Origin of the sequence: Loktanella sp. R86503, from assembly GCF_042466455.1 — a bacterium.
Classification (GTDB): Bacteria; Pseudomonadota; Alphaproteobacteria; order Rhodobacterales; family Rhodobacteraceae; genus Loktanella.
Window position 1 is genome coordinate 74,272 of the sequence record NZ_JAXHCI010000005.1, and the last position, 24,034, is coordinate 98,305.

The window sequence follows — 24,034 nt, forward strand, 5'->3', positions numbered from 1 at the left end:
CCTGCCGTGCGCAGGGGTTAAGGACACCTTGGACACGCTGCCGGTCTGGCGGCCAATCCGGCAATCCGCGCCGCCCTTGCAAAATGTCACAATTGTTCTGCCCAAACGGCCATAATTGTGCTTGATTTGGAAACGATCTGTCAGGCCAGAGTTTGACCTTCCGCAGGAACGCACCGCCCGTGACCATCGCCCACCATATGCCGCGCCAACCTGCAAATCTGTCTGGGGGTCTGTCTGGGGGCCAATCCGCGGGCCGCGCCAAGGCCGCAGCCTTTGTGGCAAGCACCGGCAGGTTGCCGCCGTTGGTCTGGCTTTATCTGCTGGCCGTGATCCTTCCGGCGGGGTTCAACGTCGGCCCGCTGGCGATGACGGGCCTGCGCGTGATGCTACTGGTCATGACCGTGCCGCTGCTGGTGCGGCTGGTCATGGGCCACTACGGCAAGGTGATGATCATCGATATGCTGTTCATCGTCCATATCATCTGGGCGACGCTGGCCATGGCGGTGAACAACCCCGACCGCGTGATCGAAAACATCGGTGCCGCCGCGATCGAATTTCTGGGCGGCTATGTCGTTGGCCGCGCCTATATCCGCAACATGGAAGATTTCCGCGCCCTATGCCGCGCGCTGATGATCCTTGTGCTTTTCTCTGCCCCCTTTGCCTTGGTCGAAACGCTGACCGGGCGCCCCATCCTGCTGGAGGCGCTGCGCAAACTGCCCGGGATCAACACCGTGGCTTTCAATACCCAGGACAAGCGCTTTAACCTTGAACGGGTCCAGTTCGGCTTTGCCCACCCGATCCATTACGGGCTGTTCTGCTCTGTCGCGTTTTCCATGGTCTATGTCGGGCTAAAGGACTGGATCGGCAATGCATGGCGCATCATCGCCAGCATCGTCATCGCAGGCTGCGGCTTTCTGGCGCTGTCCAGCGGCGCATTGCTCGCGATTTTCCTGCAGATCGGCCTGATCGCCTGGGCCACGATCTTTACCCCCGGCAAGGCGCGCTGGTGGCTGTTGGTGGGCCTGTTCGCGCTGGCCTATGTCGTCATCGACATCCTGTCGAACCGCACGCCGCTACAAATCTTTATGAGCTATGCGACCTTTTCCGCCCATACGGCCTACTGGCGCAGCATCATCTTTGAATGGGGCGTGGCCAATGTCATCGGCAGCACGGAAAAAGGCATCATCGGCAGCCCGCTGTTCGGCATTGGCCTGAAGGAATGGATCCGGCCCTATTACATGTATTCGGGCAGTATGGATAACTTCTGGCTGGTCATGGCCGTGCGCTATGGCATCCCCGGTTTCGCTACCGTCACGCTGGGCTATATCCTTGGCGTGGCCCGGATCATGCGCCGCGATTTTGACGGCAACAGTGCCCTGACCCAGTTCCGGCTGGCTTGGGTGTTCACCTTCCTTGGCCTCAGCTTTACTCTGTGCACCGTGCATGTCTGGACCAGCATCTATTCGTTCGTGTTCTTCTTTTTCGGCGCGGGCATGTGGTTCATCACCGTCGATGCCAAAGCACCAAAGGATACCGACGAACCCGCCGCCTCTGATCCCGCTGCTTCTGGTCGTATCCGCTATACCCGCTTTGCGCAAAAGCCGGGTCCGACTGTGCCGCAAAGCCGGCGCAGCGTCAGGCGGACCCCTATCTAGGCGGCTGTCGTCACCGTCAGCGGCTTGCCGTTCTTGCCATGCCGCCCGACCAGCGTTCTGGCCCGTTTGCCCTTGGCAAAATGCCGCGCTGCGGGTGGGGTGCGCTGCATCAGATCCGCCGCCGCGGTGCCCATGATGACCTCGATCTCGCGCAGCCCCTCTGGCGGGATCGACCTGAGCGTTTGCGCCCCCAGATACAGGCTCTCGGTCGGCAGACCTTCGGCGTAAAGCACCTGATGCTGGTCCAGCATCACATGGTAATAGGTGATCGCCGTATCCGGGCAGATGATGTCGACGCCGGGCAGGGCGGTCAGATGTTTGGCCGCGATCAGCACGTCACCGCCATACATCCGCGCCGCAATCGGACCCTGCACCAAAATCCGGTGCTGCTGCGACACCAGCAGATCGCGCTGTGGCAACCCGTGGCCCAGGCTGCCCTGCCCAATCCGCACCGGCGCGATATTTGCATTCTGCGCCATGTCCTGCGCCGTCCATGTCTTGGCAAAGACCCAAGTGACCGCCTGCGCGCCGTGATCCAGCGTGACCAGCAGATCGCCGGCACGCAGCGCCTCGACCTGCACTGCGCCATCGGGGGCGGCCAATGCTGTGCCTGCCACAAAACAGACATTCGACACGCCCGGTGTCGGTGTGTCCGCCACGAAAACATCCGACCCGTCAGGCGCCCGCTGCACCGATACACCGGGGCTGCTGGTGCCAAAGTCCTCTCCTGCGCCGACGCGTGTCGCGGTGGCTGGAAAGCGGCTATAACCGCCGCCGCCTGCAACCGGATCATCCGGTGCCGCGCCGCCGAACCTAGCCGAGACGTATTCATTCGCAACCGGATCATAAAGCGTGACGTTGTCACCGCCGTTGTTGATGACGGCGGAACCGCGCCCGGCGCTAAAGAACAGATCATCCGCGCCGCCTGCGGGCAGAGTGCCGCCGGATGACACATTGGTCACGACCAGCGCATGGGCACCCGGCTGCAATACCGATCCCGCGGGAAAGGTAAAATAGTTGCCAACGCCTGCATCCCACAACTGCAAGCCAGAGATATCGATCGCCGTGCCAGAGGTGTTTACCAGCTCGATATATTCGTCCGTCGCGCTGACCGCGCCATTGCCGTCAGTATCATAACCAGACCCCGAGCCGGGGTTGGCAAGGATTTCATTGATCGCAATACCGCCGCGCAAAAGATCAGCCATAACGCTGCCCTATATGTCTTTTCTGGAACATACCTTAGCATGTACCGCCTTGGCGGGGTCCATGATTGACCCGGCCTTTGGCTATTTTGCACGGCACTGTGGCAAAATATGGGTGGTAAAAACGCTGTGCCGCCCGCCCGATAAAATCCCGCGACGGAGCCGCGCGCCCCCTGCGTTGAACCTGCATATCCCGGCCAGACGGCCCGGTCCCACGCTCTGGAGCCTTCAGATGATCCGCCATTCCCTGACCGCACTGGTTGCCGTCGCAGTCCTTTTGTCCCCTATCGCTGCCGCGGCAAAGCAGGCGCCGCAGCCATCGCAGCACCGACAACTTGCGCAGCAGCATCAGCCCGCCCGCGCCGCAGCCCCGCGCCATGTGCCTGCCCCTGCGCCTGTTCCCAAGGTGGCACCGCACCAGACCCCGAACCAGAACGCGAAAGCGGATGTTCTGGTGCCCGCCGCGCTGGCGGTTCTGCTGGCAGGCGCATTGGCGCAGAATTGACTTAGAAAGGGCAACAAAAGCCGCCTGCGCAAACCTGCAGGCGGCGGCGGGGTCAGCTTTCCAGCCCGCCCTGCCATTCGGCGCGGCGATCCCAGACGCTGCGCCATTCGCCGGCCTTTTCGCGCCAATCCGCCCGCCCGGTCAGCCGCCCTGCCACGCCCAAGGCAACCGCCCGCGATAACGGCCAGAGCCGGAACAGCTGCCGCCCCAGCCAGCGGCTGCGGGCGGGAAAGTGGCGCTTGATCAGCTCGACCTTGGCGCGCAGCAGGCGCACCATCTTGTCCGGGCGCACGGTATCGGATGCCGCGCCATAATGGACGATCACCGCATCCGGCGTCACCCGCGGCTGCAGACCCGCCGCCTTGGCGCGCATGCACAGGTCCACCTCTTCGCCGTACATGACAAAGGCCGGATCAAAGCCGCCCAGCCGGTCCCATGTCGCCCGCTGCAGCAGGAACAGACAGCCCGTGACAATATCCACGTCGCGTTCCGTATCACGCAGCCAGCGCCCCAAGGCTTCGGAGTTCATCACGCTCGAGGCCGGGAACAACCCCGACAGCCCGCTGGTCCGGCAAAAGGTCGACCACAGCGTCATGCGCCCCCAGCAGGACGAGGGATTGAGCGTGCCATCCGCGAACACCGTGCGCCCGCCCCAGATCCCCGCATCCGGCATGCGTTTGGCAAAATCCAGCAATTTGTCCAGCGCCCCGTCCAGCACCACCGTGTCCGGGTTCAGCAGCAACAGCCAGGGCGCGGATGTCAGTGGCACGGCGATGTCATGGGCGGGGGCGAAACCATGGTTTGTGCGCTCGGCCACTAGCCGCGCTTGCGGAAAATCCCGCGCAATCGCCTCAGCAGAGCCGTCGGTCGAGGCATTATCGACCACCACCACCTCTATGGCGGTTTGTGTCTGGGCATAGACAGAGGCAAGGCAGGCCAGCGTCATCTCGCGCGTGTTATAGCTGACGATGACAATCGCCAGTTCCGCCGCATCCTGATCGCCCATCTGCATATCCTTTGCCCCGCGCCCATCTGTATCACGCCCCGCATAGCCCGCCACAAGGGACGACAATGGGGCGCATCCATGGCCCAATTGGGTAAAGCGGAGCGATATCTGCGTGTCTTGGCAACAGCTTGCAGTCTTTTGGACCCACTTTGGCCGGTTCTTGTGGCCAAGCTGGTCCGCCGCATTTACCACAGGGGCAAAACCGCCCGCGACCAAGAGGCCCCCATGCTCGAGCCGACCCCACTTTCCGGTGTCCAGATTATCACTCCCCGCGTGTTTTCCGACAACCGGGGCAGCTTTTGCGAGACCTATAATCAGGACACGCTGGCATCCTTCGGCATCGACACCGCCTTTGTGCAGGACAACCAAAGCTGGAGCCGTGACGCCGGCACCATCCGCGGCCTGCATTTTCAGGCGCCGCCCGCAGCGCAGGCCAAGCTGGTGCGCGTGCTGGTGGGGGAAATCTGGGATGTTGCCGTGGATATCCGCGCAGGCTCGCCGACCTATGGCCAGTGGACCGGCGTGACCCTGTCGGCCGCGAATAGCCGCCAGTTGTTGATTCCGGCAGGGTTCCTGCACGGGTTTGTCACGCGGGTGCCGGACTGCCTTGTCGCCTACAAATGCTCGAACGTTTATGCGCCTGGCTGCGAAGGTGCCGTGCGGTTTGACGATCCTGATCTGGCTATCGACTGGGGCATCCCCGCTGCGGGTGCCGTGCTGTCGGACAAGGACGCCGCTGCCGGATCATTCGCCGAGCTGCAGACACCGTTTACCTATGAGGCCAGCGCATGAAGATCCTTGTCACCGGCGGCACCGGGTTCATCGGCTCTGCGGTCGTGCTGCAAGCGATCCGGGACGGGCACCAGATCATCAATGTCGACTGCCTGACCTATGCCGCCGCCACCGCCAGCCTTGATGCGGTGGCAGATCATCCGGCCTATGCGTTCGCGCAGGTCGATATCCGCGATCGCGCCGCATTAGACACTGTTTTTGTCGATCACCAGCCGGATGCCGTAATGCATCTGGCAGCGGAAAGCCACGTTGACCGGTCCATCGACGGGCCTGCTGCATTTGTGGAAACCAATGTGATCGGCACCTTTCACATGCTGGAAGCTGCCCGCGCCTATTGGCTGGCCCGCGGCAAGCCGGCGGCGTTTCGCTTTCACCACATCTCGACCGATGAAGTCTTCGGCTCGCTGGGCGAGACGGGGATGTTCAACGAGGATACGCGCTACGATCCCCGCTCGCCTTATTCCGCCAGCAAGGCAGGTTCCGATCATCTGGTCCGTGCCTGGGGCGAAACTTATGGCCTCCCGATCCTGCTGACGAATTGTTCGAACAACTACGGCCCGCGCCAGTTTCCGGAAAAGCTGATCCCGGTCACGATCCTGAACGCGCTGGCAGGCAAGCCTCTGCCGATCTACGGCGCGGGGCTGAACGTGCGCGACTGGCTTTATGTCGAGGATCACGCCGATGCCTTGTTGTGCGTGCTGACGCAGGCCGCCCCCGGCGCGACCTATGCCATCGGCGGCGAAAACGAGGCGCGCAACATCGATATCGTGCAGGCGATCTGCAAGATCCTTGACGCCCGCAGGCCGGACCATGCGCCCCATGCAGATCTGATCACCCATGTCACCGACCGCCCCGGTCATGATGCGCGCTATGCCATCGACCCCGCCCGCATCCGCGCCGATCTGAACTGGCAGCCGTCGCTAGAGCTGCAAGAAGGGCTGGAGCGCACCGTGGACTGGTATCTGGACAATGAGGATTGGTGGAAACCCCTGCAGACCCGCGCCGGTGTCGGCGTGCGCCTTGGCACGGATAAAAGCGCGTCATGAAGGTTCTTGTTTTTGGCGAAACAGGCCAGGTCGCCCGCGCCCTGATCCTTGCCGGCCCCGCACGCGGTATCACGGTTCAGACCCTGAACCGGGGCAAAGCCGACCTGTCCGACCCTCCCGCCTGCGCCGCTGCCATCATGGCGACTGACGCTGACGCCGTGATCAACGCCGCTGCCTGGACCGCCGTTGATGCGGCAGAGGATCAGGAAGACGCAGCCCATGTGATCAACGCCGCCGCCCCCGGCGCGATGGCGCAGGCCTGCGCCGCGCGGGGGCTGCCGTTTGTGCAGATCTCGACCGATTACGTCTTTGACGGCAGCGCGGGCGATCCCTGGACGCCGGACGGTGCCACCGCCCCGCTGGGCGCCTATGGCCGCACCAAGCTGGCGGGCGAACGCGCGGTGCTGGACAGCGGCGCGCTGGCCGTGGTGTTGCGCACGGCTTGGGTCTTTGACGGAGTGGGCCGCAACTTTGTCACCACCATGCTGCGCCTGTCGGAAACCCGCGATGCGCTGAGCGTTGTTGCCGACCAGATCGGCGGGCCGACCCCGGCGGATGCGATTGCGGACGCCTGCCTGACCGTTGCGCAAAAGCTGGTGGATGGGACCGCGCAAACCGGCATCCACCACTTCAGCGGTGCCCCCGATGTCAGCTGGGCCACCTTCGCCCGCGCGATTTTTGCGACCGCAGGCCGCGCCGTGACCGTTACCGACATCACGACCGCAGACTACCCCACGCCCGCCGCGCGCCCCGCCAATTCCCGGCTGGACTGCACCAGCCTGAAAGACGCCTTTGGCATCCCGCGCCCCGACTGGCAGGCGGCCCTGACCCGCATCATCAAGGAGGTAACGCCATGACCAACCGCAAGGGTCTGATCCTCGCCGGTGGCACCGGATCGCGGCTTTGGCCGATCACCCAAGGGATCAGCAAGCAGCTGATGCCGATCTATGACAAGCCGATGATCTATTATCCGCTGTCGGTGCTGATGCTGGCGGGTATCCGCGAGATTGGGATCATCACCACGCCTGCCGATCAGGTGCAGTTCCAGAACCTGCTGGGGGACGGATCGCAATGGGGCCTGTCGATCACATGGCTGGTGCAGCCAAAGCCAGAGGGCCTCGCGCAGGCTTACCTTGTGGGCGAGGCATTTCTTGACGGCGCCCCGTCCGCCATGGTGCTGGGCGATAATATCTTCTTTGGCCACGGCCTGCCGGAAATGCTTTCTGCTGCGGATGCCAAAACGCAGGGCGGCACGGTCTTTGGTTACCGCGTGTCCGATCCCGAACGCTACGGCGTTGTCGGCATGGATGCAGATGGCAAGGTCACCCAGATCATCGAAAAGCCCGCGGTGCCGCCGTCGCCCTATGCGGTCACCGGGCTTTATTTCCTTGATGGCAGCGCACCTGCGCGCGCGCGCAGCATTACGCCCTCCGCCCGCGGAGAGCTGGAGATTACTGCCCTGCTGGAAACCTATCTGGCCGATGGCAGCCTGACGGTGGAACGCATGGGGCGCGGTTATGCCTGGCTTGATACCGGCACCCACGGCAGCCTGCTGGACGCAGGCAACTTCGTGCGCACGCTGCAATCGCGCCAGGGCATGCAGACCGGCTGCCCCGAAGAGGTCGCCTATCTGCAAGGCTGGATCGACGATACCGCCCTGCTTGATCTGGCAGACCGCTACGCGAAAACCGAATACGGGGCTTACTTACGCGGACTGCAAGGCACGCGGGGGATGTAGGCGGGGCGCATTAGGGGTTCTTTAACCACTTTGCGCGACACAAAGGCAGGCGGCCTTTCGCTGCTGTCCTGAACGGTCGTGCCATGCTTCCTCGTGTCCTCAGCCTGCTGATCTCTGCCCTGCTTGGGGCCATCACCGGCATCTTGATTGCCGGGGCCTTTCCGGCCTTTGCGGCCACGACGACCCAGATCGATCTGCCCGTGGCCAAATCTTATGCGCAGGTATGCGGCGGGGCAGGCGGCAGCTTTGCCCCGGTCACATCGGCCCGGGTGCCGGGCCTGTGCTTGCCAAGCCCTTGCGCCGCGCAATTAAGCCGGGCGCAGTTCGGGGCGCTGATCCTTGGCCGGGCCGCGGATGGTGCCGCATGGGACAGCTACGCCAGCCGCTATGCCGAAACCTGCCGCGCCGAAGCGGTCGCACCCGGTTTGGTGCCGCGCGCAGCGACAACGGCAGAGTTTTGGGAACCTTTGATCGATCTTGGCACGGCCAGGCTTTGGCCTGTCCTGACGCCGCTTGTGGCCGGGGGCGATCGCAGCGTGACCGCATTTTATGCCGGCCCCTTGGGCAAAGGCACCTGGGACGGCCCGCAGGCGGCCAGCCCGCAACGCCTGCTGCAGGGCGCGGCCCCGGCATCCGGCGCGCGCACGGCCACTGCCAGCGCTGTCGCCACCGGCTTTACCCTGGCTGGTGCAGAGGAGCCTTTTGTCTTTGCCGGTGCCCGCGCCCTGCGCAGCACCGCAGCAGCCGCCGCAATGCCGCTAAAGGTACAACTGGTTTTGTCAGGACAGGCAGAGGCTGTTGGCCCCTGCCTGCCCCGGTCTGGCTTTTGCTGACGGGCGTGCTGGCTCTGCGCTATGCAGGAACAGCCGCAAATCCGCTGCTTTTGCGCCGGCGCAATGCGCCGACACCGACCAGTGCACCGATCAGCAACAGACCCGTCGCCGGCAACGGCACCGTTGGCACGACAGGGCCGGGGTTCACGATGTTATAGCCCATCGACAGGATGGTGAAATTGTCGTTACGCCCAAGCGCACCAATCCCGAAAAACGATCCCGTAATCGGTGTCGTAAAGGTAAAGGTCTGCTGCGACGCACCTGCCGAAATCGTATAGGCCGCCTGCGCCACCTGATCAGAAATGATGTCGAAGGTATCGCCGTCATTCACATAGTTGAACGTGATGCTGGTCAGGTCGATCGTATCCAGCCCGAAGTTGAGGTAGACCGCTTCCTTGGCACTGTTGTTGCCCGGCCCGCCGTCGATCAGAAAGCTGTCGCCGATGCCGAAAACCGTGCCGCAGCCACCTTCGCCCAGGACATTGAAGCCGCTGGTACAGACACCAAGGCCGCCGTTCGTCCCCGCATAGCTGGCGATCAGCGCAGTGCCGCCCGTCGGCACGCGGCTACCGATGACAGACACCGTCTCGCTGCCATTGGTGAAGCTAAGCGCGCCCGTCTGCGGCGCGTTGTTTTGCGCAAAACTGATTGTGGCGGCCCCCGCAGGGGCAGCAACAGCACAGACAAGCGCGAAAGCGCATATGCCGTGTTTGAGGATATTCATAACGTATCACATTCCTTTCGCGTCTGAATTCAACCTAAATTAATAATGTGTTAATAAGGCAGAACCGTGGTGCCTGTGTGGCGGTGCAACCTTCAATTGCGGCTCTGCGCCCGTCAGGGCACAGGCACCGGTGATCGCACGGCGCCCCGTTGATCGCCTCTGGCACCTTGGGGGCAGGGCGCATTAAGGTTGCGCCAAACGGACCAAAGGGCCTCCCTCACATGAAAATCACGGTTTACGGTATCGGCTATGTTGGCCTGTCGAATGCAATCCTGCTGTCGCAGCATCACAGCGTCACGGCGGTTGATCGCAATCCGGACCGCGTCGCGCAGCTGAACGCCCGGCAAAGCCCGATCGAGGATGCAGAGGTCGCGGACTACCTTGCGACTCGCACCCTTGACCTGACCGCCACAACCGACGGTGATACGGCCGCGCGGGATGCGGATTTTGTCATTGTCGCAACGCCCACCGATTACGACCCTGCCACCAATGCCTTCAACACCAGCACGGTTGAGGCGGTCATCGCTCAGGTCATCGCGGTCAACCCCGGCGCCACCATCGTCGTCAAATCGACGGTGCCTGTGGGCTTTGTCACCCGTATCCGGGCCGCGCTGAACACGGCCCAGGTCATTTTCAGCCCTGAATTCCTGCGCGAAGGCCGCGCGCTTTACGACAATCTGCACCCCAGCCGGATCATCGTCGGCGAACGCTCAACCCGCGCCCGCGTCTTTGCTGATCTGCTGCTGGAAGGGGCCATCGCCACGGACGTGCCCGTCCTGTTCACCGACCCGGACGAGGCCGAGGCGATCAAGCTTTTCGCCAATACCTACCTTGCCATGCGCGTCGCTTACTTCAACGAGCTCGACAGCTATGCCCTAGCCGGCGGCATGAACACGCGCCAGATCATCGAGGGCGTCTCTCTCGATCCGCGTATCGGCAGCCATTACAACAACCCGTCCTTTGGCTACGGCGGCTATTGCCTGCCCAAGGATACCAAGCAGTTGCTGGCGAACTACGCCGCCGTGCCGCAGAACATGATGCAGGCCATCGTCGACGCCAACCGCACCCGCAAGGATTTCCTGGCCGAAGAGATCCTGCGCCGCAAACCGCAGACCGTGGGCATCTACCGGCTGGTGATGAAGGCCGGGTCCGACAATTTCCGCCAATCCTCTGTTCAGGGCATCATGAAGCGGATCAAGGCCAAGGGCGTCAATGTCGTGGTCTTTGAGCCGGCCCTTGATACGCCCGACTTCTTTCATTCCGAAGTCATCAAGGACCTGAGCGCCTTCAAGTCCCGCTGCGATATCATCATCGCCAACCGCCGCACCGCCGATCTGGACGATGTGGCCGACAAGGTCTTTACCCGAGATCTGTTCGGCGGGGATTAAACCATGTCGTATCAGGCCAAAGGCTTGCGTCTGCGCCTCTGGTCCAAAGGTGACATCGCTTTGATCGTCATGCAAACCAACACTCTGGCGACACCTCATGCCCCTTCCTGATCTTGACCTTTGGCAATACCGGCTTGGCGATACGCCCGGTGCAGACAGCATTGCCATCGGCGATCTGTGGCTTGATGTGGGCGCGGACCTGCCGGTTTGGCCTGTCACGGATGCGGATGGCAAAGCTGCCGGCGTTCTGCTGGGCTTTGCCATCGACCTGCAGGCGCGAAGGATTATCGACGCAGGCTGGCAGGTGCCCGCCCGGCTGGGCGCTGATATCGATGCCTTTGCGCAGGCGGGGTTGATGGCCCTGGGCGGGCGGTTCTTGTGGATCCTTGATGTGCCGGGGGCCGCGCGGATCTATCCCGATTGTTCGGCGCAGGTGCCTTGCGTCTTTGATCCCGCAGCACATATCGCCGCATCCACGGCCCATGCCATGCTGGACGATACCGCCTATCAGGCCCGCTTTGATCCGGACCTGTTCAACGCCCTTGGCGTCGACGGCGAGGGTTGGTTTCCCGCCGGGCTGACCGCCCATCATGGCCTGCACCGCCTGCTGCCGAACCACTATCTGGACCTGCACAGCTGGTCGGTGCAGCGGTTCTGGTCTGGCCCTGCGGCGCAGGCCAGCGATCCTGACGCGGTGGTGGCGCAGATCGTGGATATCGTCCAGGCCCAGATCGAAGCTTTGATCGCCGGCCCCGACCGCGTCGCCATCGCCCTGACCGCAGGACGAGAGACGCGGATGCTGCTGGCCTGCGCGCAGCCCTATATCGACCGCGTGGATTTCGTCACCGTCACCGGCAGTGACCGGCACCAGCTGGATACAGTGATGGCCAGCCGGATTGCCGCCAAGGTTGGCCTGAACCACCGCACCCTGATGCGCACCGCCGCCACACAGGCGCAGCGCGATCTGTTCATCCGCCGGGGCGGGCATTGCAACGCGGATTCAAACGCGCAGTTTCATCCCAGCGTCTGGCCCATCGCCGGCAGCCACGTGATGGTCAGCGGCAATGGCGGGGAAATCGCGCGGGCATTTTTCTGGCGCGCGGCCGACACGCCGCAAACCGCCATCACCCCCGCCATGCTGACGGCGCGGTTCGGGCTGAAAAGCACCCCCGCGCTGCAGGATGCGCTGACGCTCTGGCTGGACGGCCTGCAAGGCGTGGACAGCCTGACCGTTCTGGATCTGGCCTACCAGGAACACCGGGACGGCGCCTGGTATGCGGCGCAGTTCTGCAGCGATCCGGGGCTGGTGCGGCAGGCCCCCTTGCTGACGATGCGCAGCGCCGATCTGATGATGCAGCTGCCCCCCGATTGGAAACGCAGCCACCGGCTGTCGCAGGCCGTGGTCGCCCGGCAATGGCCCGCGCTGGAACAGTTTCCCTATAATTCGCTGGGTTATCTGCGCGACCGGATCATGAAACTGCGCCGCGTTATGGCCGATCCGCAGATCGTCCTGAAGAAACTGCGCAAACTGCGAGGCTGACCCGGTGCAAGACGACAAGAGGATCACATGCTGACGCGCCGCCCTTTTCTGGCCGGTCTGGCAGGCCTGTGGGCCGGATCGGCTCTGGCCCGCCCCGCCCGGGCTGACACAGCCGCCGAAGGGCTGGATATTCACTATGGCTGGGACCCCGATATCGCAGGGCCGCGGACGGCCGATGTGCATGTCGCCCTGCACGGCCATGACGGGGCCAGCGGCAGCCTTGATGATCCGCTGCGCACGATCGGGCGCGGCGTGGCGGTCCTTGCGGCGCGGGGAAGCGGCAGCCTTGCGATCCATGCCGGCACCTACCGCGAGGAAATCTCGCTTGATGCGCTGCGCGGCACGGCGGCGCGGCCTTACCGCATCCACCGTTTCGGGCAGGACCGGGTGACGATCACCGCCGCAGAGCCGCTGACAGGCTGGGCCCCATGCCCCGCACCAGAGGCGCAGGCACTGAGGCTACCCGCCGGTGTCCTTGTCGCCCGCCTGCCTGCCAGCCAGATCCGCCACGGCGCCCCCCATGCGCTGAACCTGCACGAGGCGGGGCAGTGGCGCAGTATCGCTGTGGACCGCGCCGACCCTTCTGATCCCGAAGCCGCAGGCGATCCGGCGACCTATCATTCCGCCACATTCCACACCGACGCCCAAGACCGCATTCTGGCGGTGCAGGACCCGCGCCTGATCGGCCTGCCCGTGGCCGCGGTGCAGGGGGCAGAGCTGCTGGTCTATCACCACCCCAATATGGTCAGCGCCGTTCCTACGGGCGACTTTGACCCTGCCACTGGCCAGATCACCCTGGCAGAACCCGGCCCCGCCCTGCAGCGCACGAACAAACAGCCCGTCATGCGCTATGCCCTGCGCGGTTCCCCCTGGGCACTGCGCAAAGGCACATGGATTGCCCGCGAAACCGCCCCGGGCACGGTATCCGTCTATTTTTGGCCCACCGATCCCGCCACGCTTGTCAGCGGCATAGAGGTATCGCTGCGGGCCGGCTGCATCGATTTCGGCCAGGCCCGCCATGTCGAACTGTTCGGGCTGGAGGTCTTGCGCGCCGCGGGGGCCGATACCCGGTCCAGCAGCTGCATCCACGCCCGCGCCTTTGACACTGCCGCCGGCGCAGGGCAGGGGCTGCGACTGGTGCATTGCCGGGTGGGCGAAACCCTGTCGCTGGTGCGCGGTTACGGTGCGCTGTATCTGCGCGGGGCGGCGGATCTGACGATCCGGAACCTGAGCATTGCATCCGCCCGCGGCAATTTCGGCCTGTTTCTGGCCGCCTGCACCCGTGTCGATGCGCGGTTCATGCATATCACCAACACCTCTAATTCACCCGCCCGGTTTTTCACCCTGCGGCAATCCGTGCTGGCGTTTTCCCTGCTAGAGGACAGCGCCCGCGATGCCCATGCCAACAAGTTCAACTTCTACGAAGGCTCTGACGCTGTGCTGGTTTACGGGCTGCGCTGCCGCAATGTCGGCGGCTATGCCACCTATCAGGAAGCCAGCCGTATCCATTTTGCCTTCTGCGAAATCCCTTGCGATCCCGCCGCGCAAAACCGCGCGCTTGTCTCGCAGAACCGCGCGCCTGGCGCAGGGCAGGGCGGCCCGGACGGCAGCGGCGATCCTGTGCCGGGCACCACGTTCTATTACTGGAATAACACCCTTCTTGCAGACCCCGCCCATGCGCAAAAGCCGAACGCGCTGCAACTGGGCCCCGCCGGCAGCAGCCAGAGCCATGCGCTGTTCAACACCGTTTTGCACGGCGGCGGGCTGGCGCAGATCTATACCAAGGGGGCCGATCCCGCCCGCGAAGAGCGCAGCCATAACCGCTATACCGGGCTGGCCTATTGGCAATCGGGCAAATACGGCTGGCAGCTTGCCCCGTCAGAGGCCGTCATCCGCCCCGGCCAGCCCGCACGCGGCCCCGGCCGCGATATGCGCCCCGTCATCACCGCCCATATCGCCCCACTGTTTCCCGGCTTTACCCACTGGGCCGTCGATATCGACGGCCGCCCCGTCGACTGGGAAGCGGCACCGATTGGTTGTCAGACGAATGGATGAATGCGCTTTGAAACGGCCTTACCAAAGGCTGTCTCAACCGCTTTTGCGATGCTTGGGGTGTATCTAGTTTTCGTTCAAAATCTTGGCGTGAAACCGCTGCAACAACAAAAGGCCGGGCACCATCGTCAGCAATGCAAAGAATATCACATAGGTAGGTGATGCGTAATCGGCGTTATACATTGGATAGATCCCCCGGCGCATGATGCCAATGACATGGACCAAGGGATTGAACCACAAAATGGATTGTACGAAACGCGGCAAGTCTTCGAATACGAACAAGATGCCCGATGCCAGAAACAGCGGCCGTGAAATGATCGACCAGATCACATCCCACAAGGGAATAAGGCCGATCAGTGCACAGTTCAAAACACCGACACCAAGACCGACAAGGGCCGCCAGCGCCATTGCTTCGACAATAGGGCGAAGATCCAGCACGATTTGTGTGTCAGTAAACAGCAGCACACCTGTCAGCAGAATATAAGCCACCATCAAACTGGTTAAGGTATTGAGGATAAATCGGGCGATGATGGCATCTACCCATGTGACGGATGGATAGAACAAAAGCGGTTTCGAAAAACTCAATGCGCGGGCCACGAAAACAGAATCGGATTGATACAATATGAAAGGCAGATAGCCCGTCGTATAGAACAAGACGAAACTGGTCCCCAGTGCCGGTGCGCGCAACAACAAATTGAACGCAACAGCCAAGATCAAAATCAGCCCCAGCGGCTCCAGCACAGCCCAAATAAACCCGCCGGCGGTTTTGCCATAGCGGGTCGACATCTCTCTTAGCATCAACGCAGCGATCGTGCGGGCTGTTGCATAAGGCCGGTCAGGCTTATGCACCGATGCAAGCGCCCTGGGGGCGGATTTGGGATGTTGCGCAGGCAGCTGCGGGTCAGATGGCGAGGACCTTGATGGCATGAAAGGATAACGCCTGCTACGCTGGTAATCAGATCAAAAATTATATAGAAAAGCAGAGTATTTAAAAGCCCCCGAGATTGCACATGACTGACATGCAACCACCAGGCACAACGCCTGATCCTGCGGGCAAAAAAGCCACAAAGCCAAAAGGCGAAAAACGTCCGCCGCGCCCGACGGTCAAGATCATGCCGATCGCGCCGCGCGCCAAGCTGCACAACCGGCATTACCGCCTGATGTTCAGCTTTGGTGTTCTGGTTCTGCTGCCGCTTGCCGCCGTGATCTTTTATTTGTGGTTTTTCGCAAAAGACCAATACGCCTCGACCACAGGCTTTACGGTCCGCCGCGAAGAGGGAGGGACATCTGCGGATATTCTGGGAAACCTGTCCCAGATCACCGGAGGCAGCGGCGCCGCCTCTGACAGCGATATTCTCTATGAATTCATCCAAAGTCAGGAAATGGTTCTTGCGATAGATGCAGAGCATGATCTGCGCGCGATCTATTCCCAATACCGTGATGAAGACCCTTTGTTCTCGATTGCGCCGGATGCACCAATCGAAAAGCTGCTCGCCCATTGGCAGCGCATGGTCCAGATCTCATACGATCAAAGCGCCGGACTTATCGAGTTGCGCGTGCTGGCTTTTGATCCCGAAACAGCACAGGATATCGGCCTGAGTATCGTGAGCGAAAGCCAGCGCATGATCAACGATCTTAATGCGACCAGCAGGGCCGACACGATGCGCTATGCCAACAGCGATCTGGCCGACGCGACCGCACGGCTTCGCCTGGCGCGCGAACAGATGACCCAGTTTCGCACCCGCACACAGATCGTCGATCCCAATGCAGATCTGCAAAGTCAGATGGGCGTTATCAACAATCTGCAACAGCAATTGGCCGAAGCCCTGATCGATTATGATGAAACCGTAGAGTCCGTGACCGCCGATCCGCGCCTGCCAAGCCTGCGGCGGCGCATCGACATCATTCGGTCGCGGATCGGGCAGGAACGTCAGGGGTTTGCCAATGATGATGTGCCGGGCGTGAACGCGGATTATCCGACCTTGATGTCAGAATACGAAGGCCTGCTGGCTGACCGCGAATACGCAGAAGAAGCATATCGCGCAGCGCGGGCCGCGGTGGATACGGCACGCTCGCAAAGCCTGCGCCAAACCCGGTATCTGGCAACCTATATTCCTGTCAGCCTCCCTCAAAGCCCTGAATATCCGCAGCGCTTTTTGCTCAGCGGCCTTGCGGGCCTGTTTTTACTACTGGCTTGGTCAGTCATGGCGCTTGTTTACTATAGCCTGCGCGACAGGCGGTAACCGGCCGTGATCGTTTTCCGGGATCTGACCAAAAGTTTCGTTGTGCGCGGTGTACGTAAGGTAGTGGTCAACAATTTGAACATGACGCTTTCATCAGGTCAGTCACTTGCACTTCTGGGGCGCAATGGCGCAGGCAAATCCACGCTGCTGCAAATGATTGCGGGCACGTTGCGCCCCGATAGCGGTGATATCCTGTCTGATGGCACAATTTCCTGGCCGGTCGGCTTTCGCGGTGCATTCCACCGGGATCTGACGGGTGCGCAGAACACCCGTTTTATTGCGCGGATCTATGGCGTCGATTCAGATCGCCTGCGCATTTTCGTCGAGGATTTCGCCGAAATCGGGGCCTATTTTCACATGCCCGTTCGCAGTTATTCATCTGGTATGCGCTCTCGGCTGGCTTTCGGCATCTCCATGGGGATCAAATTCGATACCTACCTCGTTGATGAGGTGACAGCCGTTGGCGATGCCTCTTTCAAGCGTAAAAGCCGTGCCGTCTTCCGAGAGCGCGTCAAGGACTCCAGCGCGATTTTGGTCAGCCACGATATGAAACAAGTACGAGAGTTCTGTGAGGCGGGCATTTTGCTACATGATGGACACCTGAAATATTACGAAGACCTGGACGAAGCGATTGCGCACCACCAAGCCTTATTGGCGGATTGAGCGATCATGGCCAGTATTATCACACGACTTCGGTTCAGCCTCCTACGTTGGTTACGTCAGCCGCATACAGCGCCCGTGCGCCTTGCGCTTGCAGGGGGGGCGTGGCTGGTCGTGCTTGTTCTAAGCGGCCGCCTGGTCCTGGCACAGGATGCAGCCCGTCTGTTCAAAATGGATGAATTCAAGACAGGCGCGCACCGGATCGTCTGGTATCTACACTATGGCTGGACCGGCAGGTTTCTGACATCGCCGCGTCCGATGTTTGATCCGACGACATCCATGTCCCCCGGTGCGATGACCGTGCTGGATCAGTGGCTTGGCAGTCGGAATACCCCCCAACACAAGCTGGCGCTTTTGAATATTCGCGCCAAAGACATCATGACCGCTGACACCGCAGCGCAGCGGACTCGCGCACTGCGCGCGTTTACTTTGATTGCAAACGATCTGGTTTCGGCGCTGCAGCCCCCGCGCGCCGATGCCCAAAGGCTGGCAGAGCGCGTGCCGGAGTTCAGCATCACACAGGCCCAAGCCGCGCTGCAGGCTTTGAACGCGATCAAGATGCCATGGTTCATCGTATCAGGCACCTTTCTGGGGGCCGTCCGAGAAGGCAACTTTCTGCCCCATGACTATGATATCGATATCGGTATTGATGCGCGGCAGTTTGATGAAGCCGCCTTTTGGGCGCAGATACAAGGATCGCCGGATCTGGTTGTTGTATCCAGCAGCGCCTATTTCGATCTGGATATGCAAGGTGCCGGGCCATCCACAGACCCATGCCCGGCCCTATATCGATTGATGCATGCCAGCGGCATAGGGATCGACGTCTTTGTGCATTATACACAAGGCGAGCAGTCCTGGCATGGATCCGCTAAACACCGTTGGACGAACAGTACGTTCGATCTTGACAATTATGAGATCGCGGGCATGACTGTGCGCGGCCCGGCGGATGCGGACCGCTACCTGTCAGAAAACTATGGTGACTGGCGCACGCCGCAAGTGCAGTTCAACTGTTCGACCGATACGCCAAACGTCAGCTTTCCACACAACCCGGCAGCTGTAGTCCAACACCTGAACATTGCACTGATGAAAAAGGGCGAAGAAGCCCGCGTTGCACAAGTTATCTTGTGGCAAGAGGGCTATCTGAAGCGCGACACCGAAACCGGGCCCACGATTTTTACAATCCCGTGGACACGGCCCTAAGTCAGTTCCGCATCGGGGCGGACACTTACTCGGCTGCGATGTTCATGGTCATGGCATTACGGATCTGCGTGCTTGAAATCGACGGTGTGCGCTTGAAGTAAGTCACTTCGCACTGGTCTTTGAGGAAATCAAACTTGCCAGTCCAGTCATCACCCATGGTGAAAACATCAGCATGGTACAGGCGCACGTCGGTTACTTTCTGATCCCATGTCCGCTCCGGGATCACCAGATCGACCATACGCAATGCTTCCAAGTCCGCTTTGCGCTCTTCGTAGCTGAACAGTGCGGATTTGCCTTTGCTTGCGTTAAACTCGTCGGTGGACAAAGCGACGATCAGATAGTCACCAAGTTCACGGGCACGGCGCAAGAGGCGGATGTGACCATGGTGAAGAGTGTCGAATGTTCCGTAGGTAATAACGCGACGCATAAAATTTCATCCTGCAAGTTACTCGGTACGGTCATGCAGAACAAAATTTACATAATGTCACATGAACGTCATAAAAGCGTCATACAGAGATTGCTTTAGAAATCAAACTTGAATTTGCCAGCGCGGCAGATCGCGGCCCGTCATGACATTCAGGCACAGCATGTATGGGCGGCGATACATCGCTACCTATACAAGTGAATTTCTTATTTTTACTTTATTTTCAGTTAATTAGGTGAATATCAAATGCGATATATCCTGATGGCCCTTTACAGCCCCGGCAGTCTGCGATGCTATTTTAGGCAAGGACTTCAGGGATGCGCCTAGGTTTTTGGCGTCTTTTGCATCATCGTCGACCGCAAGAATCAAGACCGGTTTTCCGCGTCTGGCGGCCTCGGCTTCAAATTGATCCAGATACTCTACTGCTGTGCCAATCACGATACAGTCCGCTGCATCAAACAGGTCCAGTGGATCAGACTGACTGATTAATGTGACGTTTACCCATTCGGGGTGATGCTCAAAGCGCTGGATCACCTGGGCATATAGCCCCGGCAACACAACAAGCCCAAGACGAAGCGAAGCCCTTTTCTTTTGGGCAGAGCCCAGCAACGTCAACATCCTGTCGATCATAGCCATATCAGCGCCAGGCAGGCCGACAAGGCAGGCTTCGGCTTTCGACAAAAACTGTAGTGCCGGAACATCTGCCAGCTTTTGCTTTTTTTCAGGCCGTCCGACCGGTGCAGCTATGACCGGCATAACGTCAAAACGGGTGCCGGAAGTCAGCGTTTTAGCTAAAGTGGATTGGTTCGCAGCATGTGCAAGATCGCTGTCACTGAAGATGATGTCGAATTTGCCCAGCGTTGCGGTGACACGCCGCAACTCGGGGGACGTTTGATCAGAAGTGCGCGCAAAATCACCCGGAAGGCACAATCCGTGTTTTTCGGCTGGCGTCGTTGCCATCAGATTGACCCAGAACGGCCGTCTGCCGTCAAAGTCGAGCACGGCATCGAAACGGGCGTCCCCGAACAAGCGTTTCACCTCATGACGCATCGCGGATTCAAACACGGCATCCATCGCAGACGTGCTGGTATAATGCGGAGATTTGACCTTGTCGTTGATCCAGGTCTCCTCCAGCGAAAAACAGGTGCGGCCAAACCGTATGATAACATCCGACATATCCAGGATGCTTTGTGCGTTTGCTGTGCGTGATGCATCATCGATAATGGCCCTGCGGTCCACAACCACGGTACTGATGTGACCTTGGTCACGCATCTGGCTCAACATGCCCTGAAGGGCTGAAAACTGTATGCCGTCCTGGCAGTCACCACCGAACGTCAGGATATGCTTGGCACCATCCGCATGTTTTGGCTGCTGCGGCGGCGTGCGGTTAAAGAACAGGGCATCGACCACCCGCTCGGATGCTTTACCGTCCTCTACAGCGCAATAACGCTGCAAGTCTGCCAGATACTGCGGGGATATCTGACTTGCAGGATCGCGCATGCAATCACCAAGCAAGGATATCAGGTGTTCTTCGGTTTCGCATACAGCGCCTGGCAGCTGATCTTTGCCAAAGTACACACCTCTTGTTGCAACATATTCATCCCAATCGGGGACAAAATGTATGACGGGCCGCTGCGTAATTAGGAAGTCATAGAAGATAGACGAATAATCCGTGACCAACACATCGACGACGGACAACAGGCTACATGTGTCGATCGCATGAGGCGCAATAGTCACATCCAGATCCATCGACATGATGAAACGTTCTGCAAAGTAATGACCGCGGAACACCAGATTGTAATCAGAACTTTTCATCCGCTCGATCGTATCGGCCAAAGACTGGGCTTCAAGCTCGGGCGTTGCCCAGTGGCCGCGATAGGTGGGCGCGAACAGAACGACAGGCTTTGATGGATCAAGGCCCAGGGCCTTGTGAATACCCGATTTGACGCCATCATCAGCATTCACCAGCATGTCGATCCGCGGATATCCCGTCAAAAGCGATCGTCCGGTGAAAAGATTGCGGACACCATACCGGTCCAGCATCACGCTTTCGGTATGGGTATTGGGGGCGATAAACATTGAAGACTGAATAAGGTTACGGGCCGTATTTGCACGCTGCAACGGAGTAGCTTCAATATCATAGCCCAGCGTTTTCAGCGGCGTACCGTGCCAGGTGTTCAGATATTCCTGGCCTTCTTTGCGGACATAATAAAACGGAAATGTCGCGTTGTTGATCAGGAACTCAACAGTACACAGCAACCTTTGATAAAGGGTGGACCCCTTTAGCACAAAGACGACATCTGTCCGGCTGCACAAACCCGAAGGTGCCTTGGACATATCGTCGACAACCCAGAAATGGGTCCACCCTTTGAAGCGCGCGTCATTCTGGACGTAATTGAAGATGGCGAGAGGATTGTCAGAACAGCCCTCTCCGCCAAAGGATTCATACAAAATTGTCTGTGGCATGATCGGCAGTACATCGAAAAATTCGCGGTAGGTCGCCGTCTCGCGCAGGTCATCGAGTTTGCCGAACCGATCCTCGTATGCACCATGTGGACGCTGCAGAATCTGCTGGTCGCGAAAAGCCGCGCAGGCAGATTCAAGATCACCTTGACGGACCAAAAGCCGGCCAAGGCGATTATGCCAGACCGGCATATGATCGCCAGAACGCAAAAGAGCCTGCCTCATGGCGGAAATCGCCCCGGCCAGATCGCCTGAAGCCTCCAGCGCGGTGCTATAGCGAAACCACTCCGCCGCGCGGGTGCAGTTGTGCAAAAGCCGCGCCTCAAGCATGCGACATTCGAGGCGCACGGAATCCAGTGCAGCGTAGCGTTTTGCGTATGCGGCGTTCGGCCTGTCTGCGCAGATCATGGCCTTGTGCAGGGCTTGGGCAGCACCTGCTGTATCGCCCAGCTGTTCCAGTGCCTGACTATAACCAGCCCATACCAAAGCGTTTTTCTGATCTTCCTCAAGATGCGGCTTGATCAGGGAAACGCGCTGCCGCGCCAGATTGGCAGTGTAATCATCCAGTGCTGCAGGGGGTGCTTTTGGATCGGGGTAGGCTTGCACAAATGCATCGCAAGCCTCGGCCAAACGCCCTGCCTTTTCCAAAACATAGCCGGCACGGTAGAAATATTCGGGCTTATGGGCCTTGGAAAGCCGCGCTGCATGCGCATAGGCCATCGCTGCGGCACTGAATTTTTCTTGCCGCTCCAGCACAAAGCCAAGGCGGTGGTGCCATGCGGATTTACTTGTATCCAAGGCAAGTGCATTTAAATAAGACGCCTCCGCCGCGTCCCATGCATAGCAGCGATCATATGCCATACCTAACCGGTAATGCAGTTCGGCATTCAGCGGATCGGCGGCCAGACGGGTAAGATAGGCATTTTGCGCTTCACGCCAGCGCCCTGCGCTCGCATGCAATGCGCCATGACCAAAGGTCGCGGCCGGATGCGCAGGATCAAGGCTTGTCACCTTCTTGTATGCTGCCGCACTTTTGCGCAAATCAGGCGGTCCGTCCGTCCCTTCCGTCTCGAAGGCGTAGGCCAGGCGGTAGTACTGATCGACGGTTGCCTTTTCCGGGGCAAGATTGATTGCCTGTTCAAAAGCATTTGCAGCTGCCTGCATGCGCCCCATGCGCTGGCGCGCAATACCCAAACGGTTCAACTGGGCAGCGCTTGGCCTGACCAGATCGACCAGGGTTTCAAGCGCCGTCAGTTCTTGCCACCATTTGCCCTGATTTTTGAAAACCTGAGCCAGCTTATCATAAAGTGCGGCGTTGTTCGGGTCCTGGCCGGCCAGATGAACCAAATGCTCTTCTGCAACGGGCCAGTCCTTTGCTTTCATCGCAGCATCCAGGACGATCAAGGTCTCTTTTTGCTGCCGGGCAATCCGTGGGTCGGCCAGCTGCTCAAGAATTCGGGCGGTGGCGGGGCCAGATGGACGATCACGCCAGTTCGCCAGATAATCCGACATGAAATCGTCGACACCCGGCCCAAGATCCAGATCCCTACCTTTGGCAAGCAGATTAAGCAGCGCGTCAAAGGTTTCCGGGTGGTGGCCGATCAGGTTTTGATGGATTTGCCCCTCGGCGCTGCCCGGCGCTTTGGCTGTAATTCGGTCCGTACCAAGCCAGCGGGGGAAAATTACAGGCTTACCAAGGGCCCAAGCCTCGAAAATCAACGAGGTATGGTCCGTGATAACGATATCAGCATCCAAAAGATCGGACGTGATGGGACGCTTATCTTGTTTGTTGCGACCATCCACATGCACGCGCAGATCAACAGTTTCGCGCAGCGTGTCGAGGTAGCCTTCTAGCGGAACTCGAATGCTCAGCGGCCGGTCATCCCGATCGGTCCAGTTGTCATGCAAAGGCGCACAAAGCACCGTTAGCCGTCCATCGCCGGATTTTACCGGCCAGGCAGCGGCCAGGCTACGCAGGTAATCAACGCGCGGTGCCCCCACAATGGCGATATCGGCATTGGTCAGCTTCAGCGTGCTATCTCCGACAAGCTTGCGGCGCATCCAGTCGCCCGGCACCAGAATTTTGCGAAACCCATGCACAAAAGGGCTACCATCAGGTCCGGACTGACGGAAATGATTGCGATCGGCCAGATCAAACATCATCAGCACATCGCCGGGGACGTTGGGGAACAACGACACTTTCAGCACGCCTGCCGGGGCAACATCATCCCGTGTCAAATCGAAAACGGATGTCGCGGGCGACAAGGCCGCCTTGATGGGCGACAAGATATGATGCCGCAGCAGATCATCGCTGTCGCATGCGCCATCAATAAAGCCGATCGCCACGTCATCAGGGCGCAAGGCCCGCAGCTTTGGCGATTTTTTTGCGGCAACACCCGCATGGTGTTTTGGCTTAGTTACGCTATGTGCCGTTTTCGAATTTAATTGAGCTCGAACACGCTTCTTAAAAGAACTGATGTATTTCAAAATCTGGCACAATCCATTGCAAGCGTTGCGGTAGGGCAAAAGGCAGCCTTGCGGCTTCCGACGAGACCCTTCCAGT

Annotated in this window: 19 protein-coding genes; 13 read left to right on the top strand and 6 right to left on the bottom strand. The window is 60.1% G+C overall.

What is annotated here, in order from left to right:
* Window positions 1-179 precede the first annotated feature (179 nt).
* Window positions 180-1,655, top strand: coding sequence for an O-antigen ligase family protein (locus SJY10_RS16780; RefSeq protein WP_386685063.1), 1,476 nt, complete (start codon window positions 180-182; stop codon window positions 1,653-1,655).
* Here the strand turns inward: SJY10_RS16780 and SJY10_RS16785 are convergent.
* A complete protein-coding gene (locus SJY10_RS16785; protein ID WP_386685065.1) occupies window positions 1,652-2,860 on the bottom strand; it encodes a Hint domain-containing protein in 1,209 nt (402 codons plus the stop codon). The genes SJY10_RS16780 and SJY10_RS16785 overlap by 4 nt on opposite strands.
* A 229-nt stretch (window positions 2,861-3,089) precedes the next feature.
* Here SJY10_RS16785 and SJY10_RS16790 point away from each other — a divergent pair, with 229 nt between their 5' ends.
* Window positions 3,090-3,362 carry a hypothetical protein gene (locus tag SJY10_RS16790; RefSeq protein WP_386685067.1) on the top strand — a complete coding sequence of 91 codons (273 nt, stop codon included), beginning with the start codon at window positions 3,090-3,092 and terminating at the stop codon, window positions 3,360-3,362.
* Window positions 3,363-3,414: 52 nt separating this feature from the next.
* Here SJY10_RS16790 and SJY10_RS16795 read toward each other — a convergent pair whose 3' ends face one another.
* On the bottom strand, window positions 3,415-4,368 hold the full coding sequence (locus tag SJY10_RS16795) for a glycosyltransferase family 2 protein (RefSeq protein ID WP_386685069.1): 954 nt from the start codon (window positions 4,366-4,368) through the stop codon (window positions 3,415-3,417).
* Between the two features lie 225 nt (window positions 4,369-4,593).
* Between SJY10_RS16795 and rfbC the strand changes: the two genes are divergently transcribed.
* The 5 genes from rfbC to SJY10_RS16820 all read left to right on the top strand — a co-directional run bounded on the left by rfbC (window position 4,594) and on the right by SJY10_RS16820 (window position 8,777).
* Window positions 4,594-5,160 carry a dTDP-4-dehydrorhamnose 3,5-epimerase gene (rfbC, locus tag SJY10_RS16800; protein ID WP_386685071.1) on the top strand — a complete coding sequence of 189 codons (567 nt, stop codon included), beginning with the start codon at window positions 4,594-4,596 and terminating at the stop codon, window positions 5,158-5,160.
* A complete protein-coding gene (gene rfbB, locus SJY10_RS16805; protein WP_386685073.1) occupies window positions 5,157-6,206 on the top strand; it encodes a dTDP-glucose 4,6-dehydratase in 1,050 nt (349 codons plus the stop codon). The genes rfbC and rfbB overlap by 4 nt, the downstream gene beginning before the upstream one ends.
* Window positions 6,203-7,063 carry a dTDP-4-dehydrorhamnose reductase gene (rfbD, locus tag SJY10_RS16810; RefSeq protein WP_386685075.1) on the top strand — a complete coding sequence of 287 codons (861 nt, stop codon included), beginning with the start codon at window positions 6,203-6,205 and terminating at the stop codon, window positions 7,061-7,063. The genes rfbB and rfbD overlap by 4 nt, the downstream gene beginning before the upstream one ends.
* Entirely contained in the window at window positions 7,060-7,944 is an 885-nt protein-coding gene (gene rfbA / locus SJY10_RS16815) for a glucose-1-phosphate thymidylyltransferase RfbA (protein ID WP_386685077.1), read from the top strand. Before rfbD ends, rfbA begins: the two co-directional genes overlap by 4 nt.
* A gap of 83 nt (window positions 7,945-8,027) precedes the next feature.
* Window positions 8,028-8,777, top strand: a complete 750-nt coding sequence (locus SJY10_RS16820; RefSeq protein ID WP_386685079.1) for a hypothetical protein — start codon at window positions 8,028-8,030, stop codon at window positions 8,775-8,777.
* 19 nt (window positions 8,778-8,796) lie between these two features.
* Here the strand turns inward: SJY10_RS16820 and SJY10_RS16825 are convergent, their stop codons facing one another.
* Complete coding sequence (locus SJY10_RS16825; RefSeq protein WP_386685081.1) at window positions 8,797-9,501, bottom strand: VPLPA-CTERM sorting domain-containing protein; 705 nt, start codon at window positions 9,499-9,501, stop codon at window positions 8,797-8,799.
* 221 nt (window positions 9,502-9,722) lie between these two features.
* On the opposite strand from SJY10_RS16825, the gene SJY10_RS16830 reads away from it, so the two are divergent.
* The 3 genes from SJY10_RS16830 (at window position 9,723) to SJY10_RS16840 (ending at window position 14,484) form a co-directional block, all read left to right on the top strand.
* Complete coding sequence (locus SJY10_RS16830; RefSeq protein ID WP_386685083.1) at window positions 9,723-10,889, top strand: nucleotide sugar dehydrogenase; 1,167 nt, start codon at window positions 9,723-9,725, stop codon at window positions 10,887-10,889.
* A 97-nt stretch (window positions 10,890-10,986) separates the two neighbouring features.
* The gene (locus tag SJY10_RS16835; protein WP_386685085.1) at window positions 10,987-12,429 is read left to right on the top strand and encodes a hypothetical protein; all 1,443 of its coding nucleotides are present in this window, start codon (window positions 10,987-10,989) and stop codon (window positions 12,427-12,429) included.
* 27 nt (window positions 12,430-12,456) lie between these two features.
* Complete coding sequence (locus tag SJY10_RS16840; RefSeq protein ID WP_386685087.1) at window positions 12,457-14,484, top strand: hypothetical protein; 2,028 nt, start codon at window positions 12,457-12,459, stop codon at window positions 14,482-14,484.
* A gap of 63 nt (window positions 14,485-14,547) precedes the next feature.
* On the opposite strand, the gene SJY10_RS16845 is transcribed toward SJY10_RS16840, so the two are convergent.
* Window positions 14,548-15,330 carry an ABC transporter permease gene (locus SJY10_RS16845; protein ID WP_386685089.1) on the bottom strand — a complete coding sequence of 261 codons (783 nt, stop codon included), beginning with the start codon at window positions 15,328-15,330 and terminating at the stop codon, window positions 14,548-14,550.
* 161 nt (window positions 15,331-15,491) lie between these two features.
* On the opposite strand from SJY10_RS16845, the gene SJY10_RS16850 reads away from it, so the two are divergent.
* Genes SJY10_RS16850 through SJY10_RS16860 form a run of 3 tightly spaced genes read left to right on the top strand, consistent with a single transcriptional unit; the run spans window position 15,492 to window position 18,584 of the window.
* Window positions 15,492-16,724 (top strand): sugar transporter, encoded by a 1,233-nt coding sequence (locus SJY10_RS16850; RefSeq protein ID WP_386685091.1) that lies wholly within the window; start codon window positions 15,492-15,494, stop codon window positions 16,722-16,724.
* A gap of 6 nt (window positions 16,725-16,730) precedes the next feature.
* Window positions 16,731-17,387, top strand: coding sequence for an ABC transporter ATP-binding protein (locus SJY10_RS16855; protein ID WP_386685093.1), 657 nt, complete (start codon window positions 16,731-16,733; stop codon window positions 17,385-17,387).
* 6 nt (window positions 17,388-17,393) lie between these two features.
* Complete coding sequence (locus SJY10_RS16860) at window positions 17,394-18,584, top strand: LicD family protein (protein ID WP_386685095.1); 1,191 nt, start codon at window positions 17,394-17,396, stop codon at window positions 18,582-18,584.
* A gap of 25 nt (window positions 18,585-18,609) precedes the next feature.
* On the opposite strand, the gene tagD is transcribed toward SJY10_RS16860, so the two are convergent.
* Together tagD and SJY10_RS16870 are read right to left on the bottom strand one after the other, a co-directional pair.
* A complete protein-coding gene (tagD, locus tag SJY10_RS16865) occupies window positions 18,610-19,011 on the bottom strand; it encodes a glycerol-3-phosphate cytidylyltransferase (RefSeq protein WP_386685097.1) in 402 nt (133 codons plus the stop codon).
* 228 nt (window positions 19,012-19,239) lie between these two features.
* Window positions 19,240-23,832 (bottom strand): CDP-glycerol glycerophosphotransferase family protein, encoded by a 4,593-nt coding sequence (locus SJY10_RS16870; protein WP_386685099.1) that lies wholly within the window; start codon window positions 23,830-23,832, stop codon window positions 19,240-19,242.
* Window positions 23,833-24,034: the final 202 nt, after the last annotated feature.